Genomic DNA, 18,915 nt, shown 5'->3' with positions numbered 1-18,915 from the left:
GTGGCGGGAGCAGCAGGCGTGAGGGCGGGGACCGGGCCGGAGCGGCGTCGCAGCGCCGACGGGCCTCGGTGCTCCGGCCCGGCCGTCCTCACCGGGGACGCAGCTCGCGTCCCCCGAACGCCCCCGTCCCGTCCGCCTGCTTCCACCACGACTCCAGGCCCGCCTGGTCCAGGTCGCGCCAGCGCGGGGTCCGCTCGACCAGGGCCCGGCCGAGCCGCCGCCCCAGGGCGACCATCGTGCGGCCCGCCACGGTGCGGTCGGTGTCGTAGGACTCCAGGGCCTCCGGCCAGGTCGTCGCCGTGGCGATGGCGGACTCAAGGACCGTGGCGTCCTGCAGCGCCTTCACCGCGCCCGCGCCGGTGTGCGGCCGCGCGACCGTGGCCGCGTCGCCCGCGAGGAGCACCCGGTCCAGGGCGTAGCGGGGCGCCGTGAAGTCGTACAGGGGCTGGAGGAACAGCTCGTCGGGCCGGGTCGCGCGGACCACGGCGCCCCAGTACGGCGGCAGCAGCGCGTCGGCCACGTGCGCGAGATGGGCGTCGAGCGCGTCGGTGAGGCCGACGGGCGGCAGGCTCGTGGTGCGGGTGAAGCCCAGGTCGGCGTCCAGGCCCGGGGGCGGGGCGGTGTAGAGGACCCAGTTGACGCGGTGGCCGCCGGCGCCGTCCGGGATGCGGTAGACGATCAGGTGCCCGCCGTCGAAGACCGCGTACACGCAGTCCTCCTCGTCCCACAGGTGCGCGTCGGCCAGGCGGCCGGCGGGGTAGGCGCCGCGCCAGGCCAGATATCCGGCGTACTCGGCGCGCAGGCCCGGGTGGGCGGCGGCGCGCACCACCGAGCGGTAGCCGTCCGCGCCGACCACGACGTCGAACCGCTCGGTGCCCTCGGCGGTGTCCACCTCCGCGCCGACCGCCCCGGTGCGCACGGCCTCCACCGACGTGGCGGTGCGGAACTCCACGGACTCGGGCACCCGGCGCCGCAACTCGCCCCACAGCGGGCCCCAGTTGTAGGTGCGGAAGGGAAAGGGCATCGTGCCGATCGGGTGCCCGAGCGGGCCCGACGACCACTCGTCCCGTACGTACCAGCGGCGTCTGACCAACTGCACCCACGGCATGTCGGCGTCCATGTACCCGGCCGACTCCAGCTCCGCGTACCGGGAGTTGTGCACGGCGAGGCCCACGCCCCGCTCCGCGAGGCGGCCGCCCGCCCGCTCGTACACCGTGATCTCGTCGGCTCCGCCACGGTGCGCCGCCAGCGCCATGGCGCACCCCGCGACGCTGCCGCCGACGACGGCGACCCTGCCTGAATGCATCATCGCGCCATCCTGGCAGGGAAGGTGACGTTCTGTCATGAGTGCCTGTCAGCGCGTGGTCGACACGTCCGCGCGCGGGCCGAGCGATACGCCCCGGCCTGCGAAGAAGGGCTCGAATTGGGACATGGGCAACTCGGCCGTGCGGGTGCGCGCGTCGAGGCCCGAGGGGTTGTGGAAGTGCAGTGCGCCGTCCGCCGTGCGCCCCGTGATCAGGACCAGATGCCCGCCCCGGCCCGGCGCGGGGCGCTCGGGCCGCCGGATCTCGAAGTGCGCGGACACCATCACCGTGCGCCCCGCGTCCAGGAGCGCGGGGATCTCGTCGAGCGCGAGATGGCGGTGCACGGTCGCCTCCATGCCGTGCACGTCGCGCACGTATTCGGCGAACGGCGCGTAGATCAGCCCCCGGATCGTGCCCTCGGCGTCCTCCGTGTACCCGCCGTACTTCAGCGCGCCGTCGCGCAGCTCGAACAGCGACGGCGCGTCCGGGCCGAGCGCCATCCGCAGGCAGGCGATCCCGCACAGGTGCCTGCACCAGCGTCCGTAGTCCGCGAGGGTGGCGGCGCCCGACGTCCGCCAGGCCGGGTCGTCCGTGGCGTCGTGGCCCTCGTACACGATCTTTCCGACCAGCTCCGGCGAGGCGAACTGGGTGAGGGACGGTTTCTGGCAGCTGGTGCAGAGGGTCACCGGCACGCTCCTGTCGCGGGCTTGTGGCTACTGGCGATAGCCGCTCAGGAAGCGGCCGATACGGCTGATCGCCGCGTCCAGATCGTCAGCGTACGGGAGGGTGAGGATGCGGAAGTGGTCGGGGCGCGGCCAGTTGAAGCCGGTGCCCTGGACCACCTGGATCTTCTCCTGGAGCAGCAGGTCCAGGACGAACTTCTCGTCGTCGTGGATGGCGTGCACCTTCGGGTCGAGGCGCGCGAAGGCGTACAGCGCGCCGCGCGGTTTCACGCAGGAGACGCCGGGGATCTCGTTCAGCTTCTGCCAGGCCCGGTCGCGCTGTTCGTACAGCCTGCCGCCGGGCGCGGTCAGGTCGTGGATGGACTGGCGGCCGCCGAGCGCGGCCTGGATCGCGTACTGGGCGGGGGCGTTGGGGCACAGGCGCATGGAGGCCAGCATCGTCAGGCCCTCCAGGTAGTTCCGCGCGTGCTGCTTCGGGCCCGTCACCACCAGCCAGCCGGAGCGGAAGCCCGCGACCCGGTACGTCTTGGAGAGGCCGCAGAAGGTCAGGACCACCAGGTCCGGGGCCAGGGAGGCGACGCTGTGGTGCACCGCGTCGTCGTACAGGATCTGGTCGTAGATCTCGTCGGCGAAGACCATCAGGCCGTGGCGGCGGGCGAGGTCGAGCATGCCTTCGAGGATCTCGCGCGGATAGACCGCGCCCGTCGGGTTGTTCGGGTTGATGATCACCAGGGCCTTGGTGCGGTCGGTGATCTTCGACGCCAGGTCGTCGAGGTCCGGATACCAGTCGGCCCGCTCGTCGCACAGGTAGTGCACGGCCTTGCCCCCGGAGAGCGTCGTCACGGCCGTCCAGAGGGGGAAGTCCGGTGCGGGGACGAGGACTTCGTCGCCGTCCTCAAGGAGTGCCTGTACGGCCATCGTCACCAGTTCGGACACGCCGTTGCCGAGGAAGACGTCGTCGACGTCGATGTCGTCCAGGCCGAGCGCCTCATAGCGCTGCACCACCGCCCGGCGGGCCGAGAGGACGCCCCGCGAGTCCGTGTAGCCGTGCGCGCCCGGCAGCATCCGGATCATGTCCTGGACGATCTCCTCGGGCGCCTCGAAGCCGAAGAGCGCGGGGTTGCCGGTGTTGAGGCGCAGGACGCTGTGGCCCGCCTCCTCCAGGGCGTTGGCGTGCTCGATGACCGGGCCCCGGATCTCGTAACAGACCTCGCTGAGCTTGCTCGACTGCCGGAACTCCATGTGCTGTGCCTCCCTTGGCGTGCGTTACTTGGTTTTACCAAGCTGCCGCTTGGAAAGTCCAACAACTTGTCTAGACTGCGACGCATGCCACCTCGATCACGCCGAAGCTATGACCAGTACTGCGCGTCCGCCCGCGCTCTCGACGCCGTCGGTGATCGCTGGACCCTGCTGATCGTCCGCGAACTGCTCGCGGGGCCTCGCCGGTACACCGATCTGCACGCCGATCTGCCCGGCGTCAGCACGGACGTGCTCGCCTCGCGGCTCAAGGACATGGAGCAGGGCGGGATCGCCTCGCGGCGCCGGATGGCCGCGCCCGTCTCCGCGTACGTCTACGAACTCACCCCGCGCGGGCGGGCGTTGCTGCCCGTGCTGCAGGCGCTGGGGGAGTGGGGGGCCTTCGAGCTCGGTGAGCGCAGGGTTACCGACGCGGTGCGTGCGCACTGGTTCGCCCTGCCGTTGCGGGGGGTGTTGGAGGCGCTCGGTGGGCACGGGGTTGTTCACGTGCGGCTTGATGAGGGGGAGTTCCTGCTGTGGCTCGGGGATGCGGCCGAGGGGCGGGCCGTGTACGCCGACGGGGGTGGGGACGTTGGGGTCGACGCTCGGGTCGTGGTGGGGGCGGATGTGTGTGTTGCGCTTGCGCGGGGGGAGTTGGGGTGGGGGGATGCTGTGCGGGGTGGGGACGCCGTGGTGGAGGGGGAAGGGGTGCTGGCGAAGGTGTTGCGGGAGGGGTGAGGTGGGGTGCCCTCGCGGGGCGCCCCAGTCCCACCCCTTCCCGAAACCATGGGCTTCGCCCCTGGAACCCGGGGGTGGGTGTTCCCTTCGGGTGGGACGGGGGCGCCCTCGAATCGGCGCTTCGCGCCTCGTCCTCAAACGCCGGGCGGGCCGAAGATCCTCAGGCGGCCGATCGGCTGAAGGCCATCAGGTGGCCGACGGGCTGAAGGTCCTCAGTTTCCCGACGTGGGCCTTCCGTTGCCCCGCGTCAACGCGTAGCCTCCGATGCCCGCCAGCGCCGCGAGCACTCCGCCCGCGCCCGTCCAGATCCAGCGGTCCGTCCACCAGCCCGACGCCCAGCCGTCCTCCGGCTCCGCCGTCGACAGGGCCGCCCGGGTGCCCGAGTCGGCTGTGTCGTCGGAGTCGACCGACGCGCCCGGCACCAGGGGCTTCGCCAGGGTGCCGTCCACCGCTGCCGCGCCGCCGATGTCCTTCGACGTCACTTCGACCTCGGCCGTGACGGGGGCGCCCAGGTCGGCCGTCCTCAGGCCGGTGGCCGTCAGGCGGATGTAGTACGTGCCCGGGAGCGGGTCGTTGGACCAGGGGTCCGACCAGGCGCGGACCGGGCGCAGGACGCAGGCCAGGTCGACCGTCGCCGCGTCCGCGGGCCTCGACTGCATGCCGTACATGCAGGACTGACGGCGCCTCAGGCCGTCGTACACGTCGACGCGCCACCGCGCCTCGGACCGGCGCGCCGCGTCGGGGAGCTTCACGGTCGCCTTGACCGTGGGCCGCTGGCCGGCGTCCGCCGGGAAGGACCAGTACAGGTAGTCGCCGGTCGACGCGCTCGCCGTGGCCCGGTGGCCCTGCTCGATCTCCGTGGCCGTGCGGAAGGACGTGCCCGCGTCGGAGCGCGACTTGTCATCGTCGTCGCCGGGGGCGGCGAGCGCCGCGCCCGGCGTGAGGAGCGCGACGAGGGCCGCCAGGCCCGCTGCCGCCGACAGACGTGTCGTACGCATCAGTTCGTCCTCCAGACAGCGACGCGCCACCGCGCCACCCAGCCCCACACCAATCCGCCGACGAAGCCGGTCAGCACCAGCGCGCCGAGCAGCCACCAGCCACGGCCGAGTCCGAACGCCGCCACGTCGGAGGCGTCGTCCGGGGCGTCCACGATGTCGACGGCCAGCTCCACGGGCAGACCCGGCTTGCCCTTCGCGGCGGCCGCCCCACCGGAAGCGGGCGCGTAGGAGTGGGACACCTGGAGGCAGACCGCCTCCGTCTCGGTGTCTTCGTCGTCCTGGTCCGGCTTCGGGTAGCGCAGGCCCGTCGAGATGGCGTCCGTGCGCCCGTCGCCCGCCTCCGAGCCGCGTACGATCTCACGGCCGTGCTTGGTGACGGCCCGCATCAGCACGCCGTAGTCGTTGGTCACGGCCCGGTCGGCCGCCACGCTCACCGAGGCGCGCAGCTCCTGACCCGGCTCGACGTCCACGCGGTACCAGCGGTGCTCGCCGAACCCCGTGCGGTCGGTGTACAGGCCGGGCTTGAGCCGCGGCGCTGCGGCGCAGCTTCCGGCGCCCTCGACCGCCACGGGGGTGACGACGGGGTCGGCCGCGCGGTCCACCAACTGGCCGACGCGGTCGGTGAGTTCGTCGGTGTGCCGGATGGAGGTGTAGGTACCTCCGGTGGCCTCGGCGATGCAGCTCAGCTGCGCGCGCATCTTGGTGTTCGGGACCAGGCCGAGCGTGTCGATGGTGAGGTGGATGCCCTTGGCGGCGATGTCCCGCGCCACCTCGCACGGGTCCAGGGGCTGGCAGGTGTCCTCGCCGTCGCTGATGAGGACGATGCGACGCGAGCCCTCGCCGCCCTTCAGATCGTCGGCGGCCTTCAGCAGGGCCGGGCCGATCGGGGTCCAGCCGGTGGGCGCCAGCGTGGCGACCGCCGTCTTGGCGTCCCTGCGGTCCAGCGGGCCCACCGGGTAGAGCTGCTCGGTGTCCTTGCAGCCCGTCTTGCGGTCGTCGCCGCGGTAGTTGGCACCGAGGGTGCGGATGCCGAGCTCGACGTCCTCGGGGGTGGCGTCGAGCACCTCGTTGAACGCCTGCTTCGCCGCGACCATGCGGCTCTTGCCGTCGATGTCGCGGGCCCGCATCGACCCGCTCGCGTCGAGCAGCAACTCGACCTTCGGGACGGGCCCCGACCCGCCGGAGCCGTCCGGTTCGTCGTCCGCGAACGCGGACGTGGGCGAGAGCCCCATGCTCAGGGCCGCGAACAGGGCGCAGAAGCCCGCCGCGAACCGCTTTCCAGTGATCATCGGAGGATCTTATGGATCAAGGACCGTCCGCTCCAAAAATGGCTTGCGGCCGCCGGTTAGGGTGGCTGGTGTGCTGCGAGAAGTGACGGCTGTCCGGTATCTGGAACCCCTGCGGGCCGGCGGCTCCGTGCCCGGGCTCGTCGAGGCCGACGACCTCGGGACCTACGTCCTGAAGTTCACCGGCTCCGCGCAGGGCCGCAAGGCGCTGGTCGCCGAGATCGTCGTCGGCGAGCTGGGGCGCCGCCTCGGCCTGCGCGTGCCCGAGCTGGTCCTCGCCCACTTCGACCCGGCCGTCGGCGCGCACGAACCGCACCAGGAGGTGCAGGACCTGCTGCGCGCCAGCGCGGGCCTGAACCTGGGCATGGACTATCTGCCGGGAGCCCGCGACTTCACCCCCGACACCGACCTGGACGTCGACCCGCTGGAGGCGGGCAAGGTCGTGTGGTTGGACGCCCTCACCGCGAACGTCGACCGCACGGTGCACAGCTCGAACCTCATGGTCTGGCCTGCCTTCGGCACCCGCGAGCCGCACCTGTGGCTCATCGACCACGGCGCGGCCCTCGTCTTCCACCACCGCTGGGACGCGGCCACCGTCCTCGCCACCGCCGAGAAGACGTACGACTTCCGCCAGCACGCCCTCGGCCGCTACGGCCCGGACACCGCGGCCGCCGACGCGGAACTCGCGCCGCGCGTCACCGAGGAACTCCTCCGCCACATCGTGGCCGAGGTCCCGGACGCGTGGCTCGCCGACGAGCCGGGCTTCGCCACGGCCGACGCCCTGCGGGACGCCTACGTCACCTACCTCACCGCCCGCGCCCGCGCCTCCGCCGCCTGGCTCCCCACCGACTTCCCCTCCCGCGCCGAGCTGGCCGCCGAGGACGTGCTGCGCGCCCGGGCCACGGAGGCGGGCCGCCCGGCCTGGCTGCGACGCGTCCCGAACCTGCACGGCAAGCCCGATCCGCGTCCCGCGAAGAGGTACCCATGAGCGACCGAGTCGAGCCCCGCCGCGCCGAGGCCGATCGCGCCGAGCCCCGCCGCGTCGAGATCGAGTACTGCACGCAGTGCCGCTGGCTGCCGCGCGCGGCCTGGCTCGCGCAGGAACTCCTCACGACCTTCGAGGCCGAACTGACCGAGCTGGCGCTGAAGCCGGGCACGGGCGGCGTCTTCGTCGTCCGCGTCGGCGGCGCGGTGGTCTGGGACCGCCGGGAACAGGGCTTCCCCGAGCCGACCGCCGTGAAGCGGCTGGTGAGGGACATCGTGGCACCGGGCCGGAGCCTCGGGCACTCGGAACGATAGCCGCGCACGGAGTGCCCGTCGGCCGCTCACCGAAGGTCAGCTCCCGCAGTACTCGGCGTCCACCAGCGCCATGGTCGAGGTGTACCGGTCGCCGTTCGCGTTGGCTGCCAGCGCGTGGCGGCCGTCCGCCGACGCGACCGCCACCGACGACGAGCCGAGCGCGCTGCCGGTGTGGCCCCAGACGGTGATGCCGCAGGAGAGCCGGTAGGAGCCGAGGCCGAGGCCGAAGCGGATCCCGGGGACGTCGGGGTGGACGGGGATGGTCGTCTTCATCGCGTCCAACTGGCGCTTCGGGAGGAGTTCGCCGCCGAGGAGCGCGGCGTAGAAGCGGTTCAGGTCCGCGCCGTTGGAGATCATCTCGCCCGCGGCCCCGGCGTAGGACGGGTTCAGCTCCGTCGTGTCGTGGAGGGTGCCGCCGGGCGCGCCGGACAGCAGGTCGTAGGCGCGGCTGCTGGGGCGGGGGAGGGCCGGGGACGTGCCGGGTACCCGGGTGCCGCGCAGGTGCAGGGGGTTGATGACGCGGCGGCGGATCTCGTCGCCGTAGGGGCGGCCCGTGGCCTTCTCGATGATGAGGCCCGCGAGCAGGAAGTTGGTCTTGGAGTAGAGCACGCCCTCGCCGGGCTGGTTGTGCGGTGCGTGGCGCATCGCCATGGCGATCATCCGGGCCGGGGTCCAGGTGTCGTAGCGGTGCTTGAGGAAGTCCTTGGAGAAGACCTTGCGCGCGTACTCGGGGTCCGCGTTGACGTCGTAGATCCCGCTGGAGTGGTTCAGGAGCTGCCGGATGGTGACGCGGTCGCCGTCGTGGCCGTTGCCCTCGACCACGCCCGGCAGCCAGGAGCCCACGGTGTCGTCGAGGTCCAGCCTGCCCTCGGCCTCCAGTTGGAGCACGACGGTGGCCACGAAGGTCTTGGTGATGCTGCCGACCCGGTAGTGGTCCCGCTCGCCGCGTGGGGTGCCGCGCTTCAGGTCGCCGAGGCCCGCCGCGGCCTTCCAGACGCCGTCCGCGTCCGTGACCCGCGCGGTCACGCCGGGGGCTCCGCCCGCGACGACGGCGTCCATGGCCGCGCGGGTCGCCCTGTGGCCGGGGCCATGCTCCTGGCGGGGTGCGGCGGTGGCGGTGGCGGCCATCGTCGTCAGCGCCACCGCCGATATCGCCGCGGCCGTCAGCCGTCTGCGCAGGTTCATGCCCATCCTCCGTCGCACCCGTGTTGAACCGTCAACTGCCGTGCTGGGCGGGGATGTTATGTCACAGGGGCGAGCGGAGGCGAAGATCTGCCCGTCGACGGGACAGGCGGTACGCAGACTGCCGCCCCCGGCACCGAGGAGTGCGGGGGCGGCAGCGCGCGTACCGTACGGGAGCGCTCGGGCTCAGCGGAGCTGCTCGTACGCGGGCAGCGTCAGGAAGTCCGCGTAGTCGGCGTCCAGGGAGACCTGGAGCAGCAGGTCGTGGGCCTGCTGCCACGTGCCGGCCGCGAAGGCCTCCTCGCCGATCTCGGCGCGGATCGCGGCCAGTTCGGCGGCGGCGACCTCACGGGCCAGCTCGGCCGTCGCGGGCGTACCGTCCGCGAAGACCACGCCCGCGTTGATCCACTGCCAGATCTGGGAGCGGGAGATCTCGGCGGTGGCCGCGTCCTCCATGAGGTTGAAGATGGCGACGGCGCCGAGTCCGCGCAGCCAGGCCTCGATGTAGCGGATGCCGACCTGGACGGCGTTGACCAGGCCGTCGTAGGTGGGCTTGGCGTCGAGGGAGTCGATGGCGATCAGGTCGCCGGGGGCCACGGAGACGTCCTCGCGCAGGCGGTCCTTCTGGTTCGGCTTGTCGCCGAGGACCTTGTCGAAGGACTCCAGGGCGATCGGGACCAGGTCGGGGTGGGCGACCCAGGAGCCGTCGAAGCCGTCGCCCGCCTCGCGGTCCTTGTCGGCGCGGACCTTCTCGAAGGCGACCTTGTTGACCTCGGCGTCCTTGCGGGACGGGATGAAGGCCGCCATGCCGCCGATGGCGTGCGCGCCGCGCTTGTGGCAGGTGCGGACGAGGAGTTCGGTGTAGGCGCGCATGAACGGGGCCGTCATCGTGACCAGGTTGCGGTCCGGAAGGACGAACTTCTGGCCGCCGTCACGGAAGTTCTTGACGATCGAGAAGAGGTAGTCCCAGCGCCCGGCGTTCAGTCCGGAGGCGTGGTCGCGCAGTTCGTAGAGGATCTCCTCCATCTCGTACGCGGCCGTGATCGTCTCGATGAGGACGGTGGCGCGGACGGTGCCCTGCGGGACGCCGACGTAGTCCTGCGCGAAGACGAAGATCTCGTTCCAGAGGCGGGCCTCCAGGTGTGACTCGGTCTTCGGGAGGTAGAAGTACGGGCCCTTGCCGAGGTCGATCAGGCGCTGGGCGTTGTGGAAGAAGTACAGGCCGAAGTCGACGAGGGCGCCCGGGACCGGCGTGCCGTCCGCGTCCGTGAGGTGCCGCTCGTTCAGGTGCCAGCCGCGGGGGCGCATCACGACGGTGGCGAGTTCGCCCGCGTCCTTCAGGGCGTACGACTTGCCGGTGCGCTCGTCCGTGAAGTCGATGCGGCGCTCATAGGCGTCGCTCATGTTCAGTTGGCCGAGGATCACGTTCTCCCAGGTGGGAGCGGAGGCGTCCTCGAAGTCGGCGAGCCAGACCTTCGCGCCGGAGTTGAGCGCGTTGATGGTCATCTTGCGGTCGGTGGGGCCGGTGATCTCCACCCGGCGGTCGTTGAGGGCGGCCGGGGCCGGGGCCACCTTCCAGGAGTCGTCCGCGCGGATCGCGGCGGTCTCCGGGAGGAAGTCCAGGGTCGAGGTGCGGGCACTCGCCGAAAATTCAGTGCGGCGCTCCGCGCGGCGGGCGAGGAGCTCGTCACGCCGGGGCGTGAACCTCCGGTGCAGCTCGGCCACGAAGGCGAGGGCCGCGGGCGTGAGGACCTCTTCCTGTCGGGGCAGGGGCTCGGCGTCGACGATGGCCAGCGGGGACGGCGCTGGTGCGGACATGAGCTGTCACTTCCTTCAGCGAGCTTGCTTCACGGGCGGTGCGGTGCCCTGGCCGGGCGGGCGGGTGCGGTGCCCTCGCGGCCGTCGGTCCGCGGCGGCAGGTCGCGGCACTCAGTGCCGCGGGGTCGGGATACGGCTGCGGGCGCCGTCCACCAGGTCGGGCGCTTCTGAGCAGTGGATACTAGTTTCCTCATGGTGGAAGTTCAATGGTTTGTTGACGTCGAGATTCTCTCCGTCGACAGAACATGGCGCTGGGTGCCATGCCCGTCACTCCAAGTTGACCGGCTCACTCCAGCCGCTCCAAGTCGGAGAGCGTGTCGATGTCGGACGGCTCGGCCACGTCCCCGCACTCGACCGCCGTGACGGCCCCGGCGTGCACCTTCAGATAGGCGCGGGCGCCCCGGTCGCCCGTCGCGCTCGCCGCGACACCGTCCCAGTGGTCCGCGCCGAACAGCACGGGATGGCCGCGCTCACCCGCGTACGTCGCCGCCGCGAGCGTCCCCGGGGAGCGGTACGCGGCCCGCACCCGGGCCACCGCCGTCGCCCCGATGCCCGGCTGGTCCACCAGGCACACCAGCGCCGCCCCCGCGCCGGTCGCGCCCAGCGAGGCGAGGCCTGCCCGCAGCGAGGACCCCATCCCCTCGCGCCAGTCCGGGTTGTCCACCAGGACGCACCCGGGCAGGTCCGCCCGCTCCCGTACGACATCGGCGGTGGCGCCGAGCACCACGTGCACGCGGGCGCAGCCGCCGTCCCGCAGCGCCCGTGCCGCACGCTCCACGAACAGCTCGCCGCGATGCTCGAGGAGGGCCTTCGGGCAGCCGCCGAGGCGCCGTCCACCGCCCGCCGCCAACAGCAGGCCGACGACCTCGGCGGGGGCGGTGGGGGCGGAAGGTGACAGTGATTCGGTCATGACTCTTGCTTACCGCATGGGTTCTGGGGACCCTGTTCCGGCCGGGGGCGTGGCCGAAAGTGACGCCTGCGTCGCGCCGTGGCCTCATCGGCCCGCGCCGCGCCCCTTCGGTGTCCGGCCGCCGCGGCGGGTCCGCCCGGGCCCGCGCGCGTACAGGCGCACAACGACGTGCGAGGGGGAGAGCTGTGTTGCGGAGCGTGGGGCAGAGAGCCGTGAGGGGAAACTTCGAGGATCCGCGGGTGACGGAACTGCGGGCGGCCGTGTCGCGGCTGCGCCGCGAACTGGCCGCCTACCCGGGCGAGTTCCCGGACCGGGCGATAGCGGAGGACGAGTTAGCGGCCCTGGCCGCCATGGCCGCGACCGGCGCGCCAGAGGCCCGCAGGCTGCGTCGTTCGCTGCTGCTCGTCGCGAGTTCGATCGGCTCGGTCAGTGCCCTGACCGGTGCTCTGACGGGCGTCAGGGGAGCCGTTGAGCTGTTCGGGGAGCCGCCGCGTCCGAGGTGATGCGGCGGCTCTCGTGCGTGGACGCGTGCGCTGAGCCGTGTGCGCGAGCCGTGTGCTGAACGCGGCGGTGCCCCGTTCCCCCAGCCGGGTCCCGCCGCGCTACGCCCACGGAGCCGCGTCACGCCACCCATTCCATGCGCTCCGGCTCCGCGCCCGTCGGCCGCAGCTTGCCGCCGAGCGCCGCCGCGAGCCGGACGGCCGCGTCCTCGTACAGGTCGGGCGCCAGCGTGAACGGGACGCGCAGCCGGTGCTCGTGGATGCCCGGATCGGCGCTCCGCGCCTCGTCCTCAGGCGTCGGACGGGCTTTTTCCCACCCGCCCGCCCGAGCCATTCACCGACTGGGCGACAGCCCGGCACCATCAGCCCGAACCGGCCCGCCCCGCGGCACCGCTTCACCTCGCCTCGCAGCGGTTCTCCGGCCCGCCCCGGCGAAGTTTTCAGCCCGTCATGGGGGTGCCCCCTGCTCCTTAAGGGCGTTGGGGGAGTTTGAGAACGAGGCGCGAAGCGCCGATCGGGCGAGGGCTGTCCCACCCGCACGGGACACCCGCCCCCGGGGTCCAGAGGCGGAGCCCCGGTTTCGGAGAAGGGGCGGGACTGGGGCGCCCCGCGAGGGCCGGGCGGTCAGGTCGACGGGGTCGACGTGGCCAGGGCCTCCGAGAGTTCCGCCGCGACCTGCTGCAGGACGGGGACGATCTTCTCGGTGGCTTCCTCGGTGACGCGGCCGGCGGGGCCGGAGATCGAGATGGCCGCCGCCGTAGGGGAGTCGGGCACGGACACGGCAAGACACCGCACCCCGATCTCCTGCTCGTTGTCGTCGACGGCGTACCCCGCCCGCCGCACCTCTTCGAGGGCGTCGAGAAAACCATCGGCCGTGGTGATGGTCTTCTCGGTGGCGGCGGGCATGCCCGTACGGGCGAGCAGCGCCCGCACCTCCTCCGCGGGGGTGTGCGCGAGCAGAGCCTTGCCGACACCGGTGGAGTGCGGAAGAACCCGCCGCCCCACCTCCGTGAACATGCGCATGGAGTGCTTGGACGGCACCTGCGCGACGTACACGATCTCGTCCCCGTCGAGCAGCGCCATGTTCGCGGTCTCGCCGGTCTCCTCGACGAGGCGGGCGAGATAGGGCCGCGCCCAGGTGCCGAGCAGCCGGGACGCGGACTCGCCGAGGCGGATCAGGCGCGGCCCGAGGGCGTAGCGGCGGTTGGGCTGCTGGCGGACGTAGCCACAGGCGACGAGCGTGCGCATCAGCCGGTGGATCGTCGGCAGCGGCAGCCCGCTGCTGGCGGACAGCTCGCTCAGGCCGACCTCGCCGCCCGCGTCCGCCATTCGCTCGAGCAGGTCGAAGGCGCGCTCGAGGGACTGTACGCCTCCGCTCGCGGGGGGCTTCGCGGCGTCGGTGGTGCTGGCGCTGGACGTCGGCACGGCGCGTTCCTTTCGGGGCCTTACGGGAGGGCAGGCAAGGCAGCAGCCTACCGGGCGCTTTCCCGGACAGCCCCGGTGCCGTCGTCACGTCAGTGCCGGTCAGTGGGCGTTTGTCCGGTCTTCGAGGCGGGCGGGGACCTCCCTTGACGGTCCGCGTTGTAGATAGCTACGTTCTGGTGTGCGGAATTCTATTTCCACTTTGTGGAAACGTATAGGCCCTTGACGGATCCCGGCCCGAGGCGAAGACTTCTTCAACAGAACGTTGAATTCCGCTGGCCGGAAGGTCGGCGGAGGCGCCCAGACGAACAGAGAGGGGCCGCGGTGTCCGGCGAGGAACTGGTGCTGCGCTCGACGCGCGTCATCACCCCGGAGGGGACGCGCGCCGCGTCCGTCGTCGTCTCGGACGGCACGATCGTGGCGGTGCGCGCGCATGACGCCGCCGTGTCGACGCACGCCCGCGTGGAGGACTTCGGCGACGACGCGCTGCTGCCCGGCCTCGTCGACACCCACGTCCACGTCAACGACCCGGGCCGCACCGAGTGGGAGGGCTTCTGGACGGCCACGCGTGCCGCGGCCGCCGGTGGCATCACCACCCTCGTCGACATGCCGCTGAACTCCCTGCCGCCGACGACCACGGTCGCGAACCTCCGTACGAAGAAGGACGTGGCGGCGGCCAAGGCGCACATCGACGTCGGGTTCTGGGGCGGCGCGCTGCCCGACAACGTCAAGGACCTGCGGCCCCTGCACGACGCGGGCGTCTTCGGCTTCAAGTGCTTCCTGTCGCCCTCGGGCGTCGACGAGTTCCCCGAGCTGACGCAGGATCAACTCGCCGTGTCGATGGGGGAGATCGCCGGGTTCGGCGGTCTTCTCATCGTGCACGCGGAGGACCCGCACGAGCTGGCCGCGGCCCCCGCGAGGAGCGGCCCGCGCTACACGGACTTCCTGGACTCCCGCCCGCGCGTCAGCGAGGACACCGCGATCGAGGGCCTCATCGCCGTCGCGAAGCGCATCGGCGCCCGCGTCCACATCCTGCACCTGTCGTCCTCCGACGCGCTGCCGCTGATCGCCGCCGCCAAGCGCGAGGGCGTCCGCCTCACCGTCGAGACCTGCCCGCACTACCTCACCCTGACGGCCGAGGAAGTGCCCGACGGGGCCAGCGAGTTCAAGTGCTGCCCGCCGATCCGAGAGGCCGCCAACCAGGACCTGCTGTGGCAGGCGCTCGCCGACGGCACCATCGACTGCGTCGTGACCGACCACTCCCCGTCCACCGCCGACCTCAAGACGGCCGACTTCGCCACCGCCTGGGGCGGCATCTCCGGCCTCCAGCTCAGCCTGCCCGCCGTGTGGACGGCGGCCCGGGCGCGGGGGTACGGCCTGGAGGACGTCGTGCGCTGGATGTCGACGCGCACCGCCGAGCTGGTCGGCCTCGACCGCAAGGGCGCCATCGAGGTCGGCCGCGACGCCGACTTCGCGGTCCTCGCGCCCGACGAGACCTTCACCGTGGACCCCGCGCGCCTCCAGCACCGCAACCGAGTCACCGCCTACGCGGGCAAGGCTCTCCGCGGTGTTGTGAAGTCCACCTGGCTGCGCGGCCAACGCATCGTGTCCGACGGCGAGTTCAGCGCGCCGTCGGGCCGACTTCTGGAAAGGAAGAACTGATCACCGTGACGGCGACACCGATCCCCCGCTTCACCGGCGACGCGAACCCCTACGGCGGCGGCGAGCCCTACGCCGACTACCGCACCGCCGACTTCCCCTTCACCCAGTACGCCAACCTCGCGGACCGCCAGCTCGGGGCCGGTGTCATTGCCGCCAACGACGAGTTCTTCGCCATGCGCGAGAACCTGCTGCTGCCGAACGACGCCGAGTTCGACCCCGAGCACTTCGGCCACAAGGGCAAGATCATGGACGGCTGGGAGACCCGGCGGCGGCGCGGCGCCTCCGCCGAGCACCCCTGGCCCACCGCCGACGACCACGACTGGGCGCTCGTCCGGCTCGGCGCGCCCGGCGTCATCCACGGCATCGTCGTCGACACCGCGCACTTCCGCGGCAACTACCCGCAGGCCGTGTCGGTCGAGGGCGCCAACGTCGAGGGCTCGCCCACCCCCGACGAACTTCTCGCCGACGGCGTGAAGTGGACGACCCTCGTGCCGCGTACGGCCGTCGGCGGTCACGCCGCGAACGGCTTCGCCGTCGACGCCCCCCAGCGCTTCACACACCTGCGCGTCAACCAGCACCCCGACGGGGGCATCGCCCGCCTGCGCGTGTACGGCGAAGTCGTCGCCGATCCCGCCTGGCTCGCCGCCCTCGGCACCTTCGACGTCGTCGCCCTCGAGAACGGCGGCCAGGTCGAGGACGCCTCCGACCGGTTCTACTCGCCCGCCACCAACACCATTCAGCCCGGACGGTCCCGGAAGATGGACGACGGGTGGGAGACGCGGCGGCGGCGCGACCAGGGGCACGACTGGATCCGCTATCGCCTCGCCGCCCAGTCCGAGGTCCGCGCCCTCGAGATCGACACCGCCTACCTCAAGGGGAACTCCGCCGGGTGGGCCTCCGTCTCCGTCCGGGACGGGGAGTCCGGCGACTGGGTCGAGGTCCTTGCGCGTACGCGGCTTCAGCCCGACACCAACCATCGCTTCACTCTGCCCGCGGCCGCCGTCGGGACGCACGCTCGCGTCGACATCTTCCCCGACGGGGGGATTTCGCGGCTGCGGCTGTACGGGGCGCCTACGGCGGGTGGGGCGGACGCGTTGGCCGCGCGGTATCGGGAGCTCGGGGGCTGAGGTCGGGGCCCTGCCGGGGGCTCCCCAGTCCCGCCCCTTCACCGAAACCGGGGCTCCGCCCCAGACCCCGTATCGGCGCTTCGCGCCTCGTCCTCAATCGCCGGACGGGCTGTCCATAGCCCCTCGTGGGGGTCCCCCCTGCTCCTTAAGAGCTTGGGGGAGTTTGAGGAGCGGGGTCTGGGGCGGAGCCCCAGTTTCGGTGAAGGGGCGGGACCGGGGCGCTCCCGCGAGGCCTACGCCGCGTGTCCCCCGTCCACAGCCCACTCGGCCCCCGTCACGTACGACGCCTCCTCCCCGGCCAAGTAGGCCACGGCGGAGGCGACTTCCCCGGCGGAGCCGTAGCGGCCGAGCGCCGTCCCGGCCGCTTGGGCCGAGGCGTAGGGCCCGTCGGCGGGGTTCATGTCGGTGTCGATGGGCCCGGGGTGCACGAGGTTCACGGTGATGCCGCGCTCACCGAGCTCACGGGCGAGCGCCTTGGTGAGCCCGACGAGCGCGGCCTTGCTGGTGGCGTACAACGTGGCCCCGGCCCCGGGCACATGCTGCACGATGCAGGAGCCGATGGACACGATGCGCCCACCACGCCGCATCCGCCCGGCCGCGGCCTGGGAGGCGAGGAACACCCCGCGCACGTTCACGGCGAGCACCCGGTCGACATCGGCGAGGGCGAGGTCCCCGATGGGCCCGAGCAGCCCCGCGCCGGCGTTGTTGACGAGGATGTCCAGGCCGCCCAGGTCATCGGCGGCCCGCTCCACGGCGCCCGCGGCGTCCCCGGCGTCGGCCGCGTCGGCCCGGATCGCGAACCCGCGCCGCCCCATCGACTCGATCTTGGCGACGACTTCGCGGGCGGCGTCCTCGCCCTGGACGTAGGTGACGGCCACGTCGGCGCCCTCCTGGGCGAGCCGCAGGGCCGTCGCCGCGCCGATACCGCGGCTGCCGCCGGTGACCAGAGCCGTCCTGCCGGTCAGAGAAGACATGTCCGTACCTCTTCGTTCTCGGAATTCATCGCGGAATTCGTTCTCGGAAAGTGCTTGCGGGTTCAACCGCTTCAACGAGTTCCATCAAAGCCGTGGGCACGGGAGACGGCTGGCGGTAAACGGACGGGGATGCCGGGGGCCACCCGGTGCGAGCCGATGAGTTCCGGCGCGGGCGGCGGTCTGAGTGGGTGAGACAGGCAAGACCGCGCCACGGGCGCGGCGGCCACCCCGGAGAGGTCACACCATGAAGATCACGCTCACCCAGTTCCTCACCCTCGACGGCGTCATCCAGGCCCCCGGCGGCCCACAGGAGGACACCAGCGGCGGCTTCCCGCACGGCGGCTGGTCGTTCCCGTACGGGGACGAGGACTTCATCCGGTTCGTCACGGAGGTCTTCGACCGGGCGGACGCCTTCCTGCTCGGGCGCAGGACGTACGACATCTTCGCTTCGTACTGGCCGAAGATGACCGACCCCGCCGACCCGATCGCCTCCCGTCTGAACGCCCTGCCGAAGTACGTCGCCAGCACCACGCTGACCGGTGCCGACTGGCAGGGCACCGAGATCATCGGGCGCGAGGACCTGGTCAAGGACGTCACCGCGCTCAAGGAGCGGCCGGGCCGCGAACTGCAACTGCACGGCAGCGCGGGGCTCGCGCGGTCCCTCATGGAGCACGAGTTGATCGACACGCTCCACCTGCTGACGTTCCCCGTGACTCTCGGCACCGGGAAGCGCCTGTTCGCGGAGGGCGGCCTGCCGACCGCGTTCCGGCACGCCGGGGCGCGTACGACGTCCAAGGGCGTCGCCATCCACACGTACGAGCGCGACGGCCGCCCGGAGTACGGGAGTTACTAGCGCGAAGGGAGAGCGACCGTGGGGTGAACGCGGTGTGGGGAGAGGTTCGTGAACGTGAGGGCCCCGGGGAGGTGGTTAACTTCCGGAAAATTCGATGTACTTGACGTTGACACATCAACCTCTACGCGCGTCATCCTGGGGGCATGCGAATCCCCCCACGGATCCTCAGTGTCACTGCCCTCGCCGCCGCCCTGCTCGTCGGCGGCTCCGTCACCGGCACCGCGAACGCCGCGGCCCCCCACACGGTCGCCGCCGTCGCGCCCGCCGGGTTCTCGGCCGCCGCCGTCGGCGAGATCTGCTACTCCGACCTGCCGTCCCAGGCGCACGACACGCTCGACCTGATCGAGCGGGGCGGCCCGTTCCCGTACCCGCAGGACGGCACCGTCTTCCAGAACAGGGAAGGCATCCTGCCCAAGCAGAGCAACGGCTACTACCACGAGTACACCGTCAAGACCCCCGGCTCCCCGAACCGGGGCGCGCGCCGCATCGTCACCGGTGAGTCCCAGCAGGAGGACTACTACACCGCCGACCACTACCGTTCGTTCGACCTCGTCGACCGCGGCTGCTGACCGCGTCCGGGGCGGGGTTCGGCTGAGCCGGGGCGCGCCCCGGCTCAGCCGAACCTGCGGCTCTCCGCCGCGGCGAACAGCGCGCACGCGAGCACGATCATCGCGATGCTCAGATACAGCTCGTAGCCGTCGACGAAAGCCAGGTGCTGTACCGCGCCCCACCCGCCCAGCCAGCCGGTGAGCTCGTTCAACAGGCCCACCGCGCCCTGGATCAGCAGGATCACACCGACAAACTCCAGCAGCTGTTTCATGGCTCGACAGCCTCGTCCCGCGGCCCCGCGCACACATCGGCCGCGGGGCGAGGCCTCGCCCGTCGCAAGGCGCACCCCGGCGCGCGCCCCGTTCGCCCAAAGT

General features: G+C 72.2%; 20 protein-coding genes. 8 read left to right on the top strand and 12 right to left on the bottom strand.

The annotated features are described in order from the left end of the window. Nucleotides 1-88: 88 nt before the first annotated feature. From ACZ6BG_RS36885 to ACZ6BG_RS36875, 3 genes are read right to left on the bottom strand one after another with little or no spacing between them, the layout of a single operon-like run. Complete coding sequence (locus ACZ6BG_RS36885; protein WP_469010252.1) at nt 89-1,306, bottom strand: FAD-dependent monooxygenase; 1,218 nt, start codon at nt 1,304-1,306, stop codon at nt 89-91. Between the two features lie 48 nt (nt 1,307-1,354). Further along, nucleotides 1,355-1,996, bottom strand: coding sequence for a cysteine peptidase family C39 domain-containing protein (locus tag ACZ6BG_RS36880; RefSeq protein WP_469010127.1), 642 nt, complete (start codon nt 1,994-1,996; stop codon nt 1,355-1,357). Between the two features lie 21 nt (nt 1,997-2,017). Continuing rightward, nucleotides 2,018-3,229: a pyridoxal phosphate-dependent aminotransferase gene (locus ACZ6BG_RS36875; protein WP_469010125.1), complete on the bottom strand. Its 1,212-nt coding sequence runs from the start codon at nt 3,227-3,229 to the stop codon at nt 2,018-2,020. An 84-nt stretch (nt 3,230-3,313) separates the two neighbouring features. Here ACZ6BG_RS36875 and ACZ6BG_RS36870 point away from each other — a divergent pair, with 84 nt between their 5' ends. Continuing rightward, on the top strand, nt 3,314-3,961 hold the full coding sequence (locus ACZ6BG_RS36870; protein WP_469010122.1) for a winged helix-turn-helix transcriptional regulator: 648 nt from the start codon (nt 3,314-3,316) through the stop codon (nt 3,959-3,961). A gap of 212 nt (nt 3,962-4,173) precedes the next feature. On the opposite strand, the gene ACZ6BG_RS36865 is transcribed toward ACZ6BG_RS36870, so the two are convergent. Beyond that, nucleotides 4,174-4,959 carry a hypothetical protein gene (locus tag ACZ6BG_RS36865; RefSeq protein WP_469010119.1) on the bottom strand — a complete coding sequence of 262 codons (786 nt, stop codon included), beginning with the start codon at nt 4,957-4,959 and terminating at the stop codon, nt 4,174-4,176. Continuing rightward, entirely contained in the window at nt 4,959-6,248 is a 1,290-nt protein-coding gene (locus ACZ6BG_RS36860) for a VWA domain-containing protein (protein ID WP_469010114.1), read from the bottom strand. The genes ACZ6BG_RS36865 and ACZ6BG_RS36860 overlap by 1 nt, the downstream gene beginning before the upstream one ends. A 70-nt stretch (nt 6,249-6,318) precedes the next feature. On the opposite strand from ACZ6BG_RS36860, the gene ACZ6BG_RS36855 reads away from it, so the two are divergent. After that, the gene (locus ACZ6BG_RS36855; RefSeq protein WP_469010110.1) at nt 6,319-7,233 is read left to right on the top strand and encodes a HipA family kinase; all 915 of its coding nucleotides are present in this window, start codon (nt 6,319-6,321) and stop codon (nt 7,231-7,233) included. Continuing rightward, on the top strand, nt 7,230-7,544 hold the full coding sequence (locus tag ACZ6BG_RS36850; RefSeq protein WP_469010107.1) for an Rdx family protein: 315 nt from the start codon (nt 7,230-7,232) through the stop codon (nt 7,542-7,544). Before ACZ6BG_RS36855 ends, ACZ6BG_RS36850 begins: the two co-directional genes overlap by 4 nt. Before the next feature lie 36 nt (nt 7,545-7,580). Here the strand turns inward: ACZ6BG_RS36850 and ACZ6BG_RS36845 are convergent, their stop codons facing one another. The 3 genes from ACZ6BG_RS36845 to ACZ6BG_RS36835 form a co-directional block, all read right to left on the bottom strand. Beyond that, nucleotides 7,581-8,729, bottom strand: coding sequence for a serine hydrolase domain-containing protein (locus ACZ6BG_RS36845; RefSeq protein WP_469010103.1), 1,149 nt, complete (start codon nt 8,727-8,729; stop codon nt 7,581-7,583). Between the two features lie 183 nt (nt 8,730-8,912). Further along, on the bottom strand, nt 8,913-10,544 hold the full coding sequence (gene aceB, locus ACZ6BG_RS36840; RefSeq protein WP_469010100.1) for a malate synthase A: 1,632 nt from the start codon (nt 10,542-10,544) through the stop codon (nt 8,913-8,915). Nucleotides 10,545-10,830: 286 nt separating this feature from the next. Continuing rightward, nucleotides 10,831-11,454, bottom strand: a complete 624-nt coding sequence (locus tag ACZ6BG_RS36835) for a nucleotidyltransferase family protein (RefSeq protein ID WP_469010097.1) — start codon at nt 11,452-11,454, stop codon at nt 10,831-10,833. A gap of 185 nt (nt 11,455-11,639) precedes the next feature. Here ACZ6BG_RS36835 and ACZ6BG_RS36830 point away from each other — a divergent pair, with 185 nt between their 5' ends. Beyond that, complete coding sequence (locus ACZ6BG_RS36830; protein ID WP_469010095.1) at nt 11,640-11,957, top strand: DUF5955 family protein; 318 nt, start codon at nt 11,640-11,642, stop codon at nt 11,955-11,957. A gap of 118 nt (nt 11,958-12,075) precedes the next feature. On the opposite strand, the gene ACZ6BG_RS36825 is transcribed toward ACZ6BG_RS36830, so the two are convergent. After that, on the bottom strand, nt 12,076-12,288 hold the full coding sequence (locus ACZ6BG_RS36825) for a hypothetical protein (protein WP_469010093.1): 213 nt from the start codon (nt 12,286-12,288) through the stop codon (nt 12,076-12,078). Nucleotides 12,289-12,578: 290 nt separating this feature from the next. Then, nucleotides 12,579-13,379, bottom strand: a complete 801-nt coding sequence (locus ACZ6BG_RS36820) for an IclR family transcriptional regulator (RefSeq protein WP_469010091.1) — start codon at nt 13,377-13,379, stop codon at nt 12,579-12,581. A 321-nt stretch (nt 13,380-13,700) separates the two neighbouring features. Here ACZ6BG_RS36820 and allB point away from each other — a divergent pair, with 321 nt between their 5' ends. Both allB and alc read left to right on the top strand, forming a co-directional pair. Then, entirely contained in the window at nt 13,701-15,038 is a 1,338-nt protein-coding gene (gene allB / locus ACZ6BG_RS36815) for an allantoinase AllB (protein WP_469010089.1), read from the top strand. 5 nt (nt 15,039-15,043) lie between these two features. Beyond that, the gene (gene alc, locus ACZ6BG_RS36810; RefSeq protein WP_469010087.1) at nt 15,044-16,165 is read left to right on the top strand and encodes an allantoicase; all 1,122 of its coding nucleotides are present in this window, start codon (nt 15,044-15,046) and stop codon (nt 16,163-16,165) included. Between the two features lie 233 nt (nt 16,166-16,398). Here alc and ACZ6BG_RS36805 read toward each other — a convergent pair whose 3' ends face one another. After that, complete coding sequence (locus ACZ6BG_RS36805; RefSeq protein WP_469010085.1) at nt 16,399-17,139, bottom strand: SDR family oxidoreductase; 741 nt, start codon at nt 17,137-17,139, stop codon at nt 16,399-16,401. A gap of 244 nt (nt 17,140-17,383) precedes the next feature. Between ACZ6BG_RS36805 and ACZ6BG_RS36800 the strand changes: the two genes are divergently transcribed. Both ACZ6BG_RS36800 and ACZ6BG_RS36795 read left to right on the top strand, forming a co-directional pair. Then, complete coding sequence (locus ACZ6BG_RS36800) at nt 17,384-17,992, top strand: dihydrofolate reductase family protein (RefSeq protein WP_469010083.1); 609 nt, start codon at nt 17,384-17,386, stop codon at nt 17,990-17,992. Nucleotides 17,993-18,135: 143 nt separating this feature from the next. Next, the gene (locus ACZ6BG_RS36795; protein WP_469010081.1) at nt 18,136-18,561 is read left to right on the top strand and encodes a guanyl-specific ribonuclease; all 426 of its coding nucleotides are present in this window, start codon (nt 18,136-18,138) and stop codon (nt 18,559-18,561) included. A gap of 44 nt (nt 18,562-18,605) precedes the next feature. Here the strand turns inward: ACZ6BG_RS36795 and ACZ6BG_RS36790 are convergent, their stop codons facing one another. After that, nucleotides 18,606-18,812 (bottom strand): hypothetical protein, encoded by a 207-nt coding sequence (locus ACZ6BG_RS36790; protein WP_469010079.1) that lies wholly within the window; start codon nt 18,810-18,812, stop codon nt 18,606-18,608. Nucleotides 18,813-18,915: the final 103 nt, after the last annotated feature.

The sequence above is a fragment of the Streptomyces sp. NPDC041205 genome (genome assembly GCF_055591765.1).
Note: the sequence above shows the minus strand (reverse complement) of the source record. Positions and strands in the feature narration are given on the sequence as shown.

Excerpts from the sequence above, each read along its gene's own strand:
- ACZ6BG_RS36795 (WP_469010081.1), top strand. The coding sequence starts at position 18,136 with ATGCGAATCCCCCCACGGATCCTCAGTGTCACTGCCCTCGCCGCCGCC.
- ACZ6BG_RS36845 (WP_469010103.1), bottom strand. The coding sequence starts at position 8,729 with ATGAACCTGCGCAGACGGCTGACGGCCGCGGCGATATCGGCGGTGGCG.
- ACZ6BG_RS36875 (WP_469010125.1), bottom strand. The coding sequence starts at position 3,229 with ATGGAGTTCCGGCAGTCGAGCAAGCTCAGCGAGGTCTGTTACGAGATC.
- aceB (WP_469010100.1), bottom strand. The coding sequence starts at position 10,544 with ATGTCCGCACCAGCGCCGTCCCCGCTGGCCATCGTCGACGCCGAGCCC.
- ACZ6BG_RS36870 (WP_469010122.1), top strand. The coding sequence starts at position 3,314 with ATGCCACCTCGATCACGCCGAAGCTATGACCAGTACTGCGCGTCCGCC.
- ACZ6BG_RS36825 (WP_469010093.1), bottom strand. The coding sequence starts at position 12,288 with ATGGCTCGGGCGGGCGGGTGGGAAAAAGCCCGTCCGACGCCTGAGGAC.
- ACZ6BG_RS36835 (WP_469010097.1), bottom strand. The coding sequence starts at position 11,454 with ATGACCGAATCACTGTCACCTTCCGCCCCCACCGCCCCCGCCGAGGTC.
- ACZ6BG_RS36805 (WP_469010085.1), bottom strand. The coding sequence starts at position 17,139 with ATGTCTTCTCTGACCGGCAGGACGGCTCTGGTCACCGGCGGCAGCCGC.
- ACZ6BG_RS36800 (WP_469010083.1), top strand. The coding sequence starts at position 17,384 with ATGAAGATCACGCTCACCCAGTTCCTCACCCTCGACGGCGTCATCCAG.
- ACZ6BG_RS36850 (WP_469010107.1), top strand. The coding sequence starts at position 7,230 with ATGAGCGACCGAGTCGAGCCCCGCCGCGCCGAGGCCGATCGCGCCGAG.
- ACZ6BG_RS36885 (WP_469010252.1), bottom strand. The coding sequence starts at position 1,306 with ATGCATTCAGGCAGGGTCGCCGTCGTCGGCGGCAGCGTCGCGGGGTGC.
- ACZ6BG_RS36860 (WP_469010114.1), bottom strand. The coding sequence starts at position 6,248 with ATGATCACTGGAAAGCGGTTCGCGGCGGGCTTCTGCGCCCTGTTCGCG.
- ACZ6BG_RS36790 (WP_469010079.1), bottom strand. The coding sequence starts at position 18,812 with ATGAAACAGCTGCTGGAGTTTGTCGGTGTGATCCTGCTGATCCAGGGC.
- ACZ6BG_RS36865 (WP_469010119.1), bottom strand. The coding sequence starts at position 4,959 with ATGCGTACGACACGTCTGTCGGCGGCAGCGGGCCTGGCGGCCCTCGTC.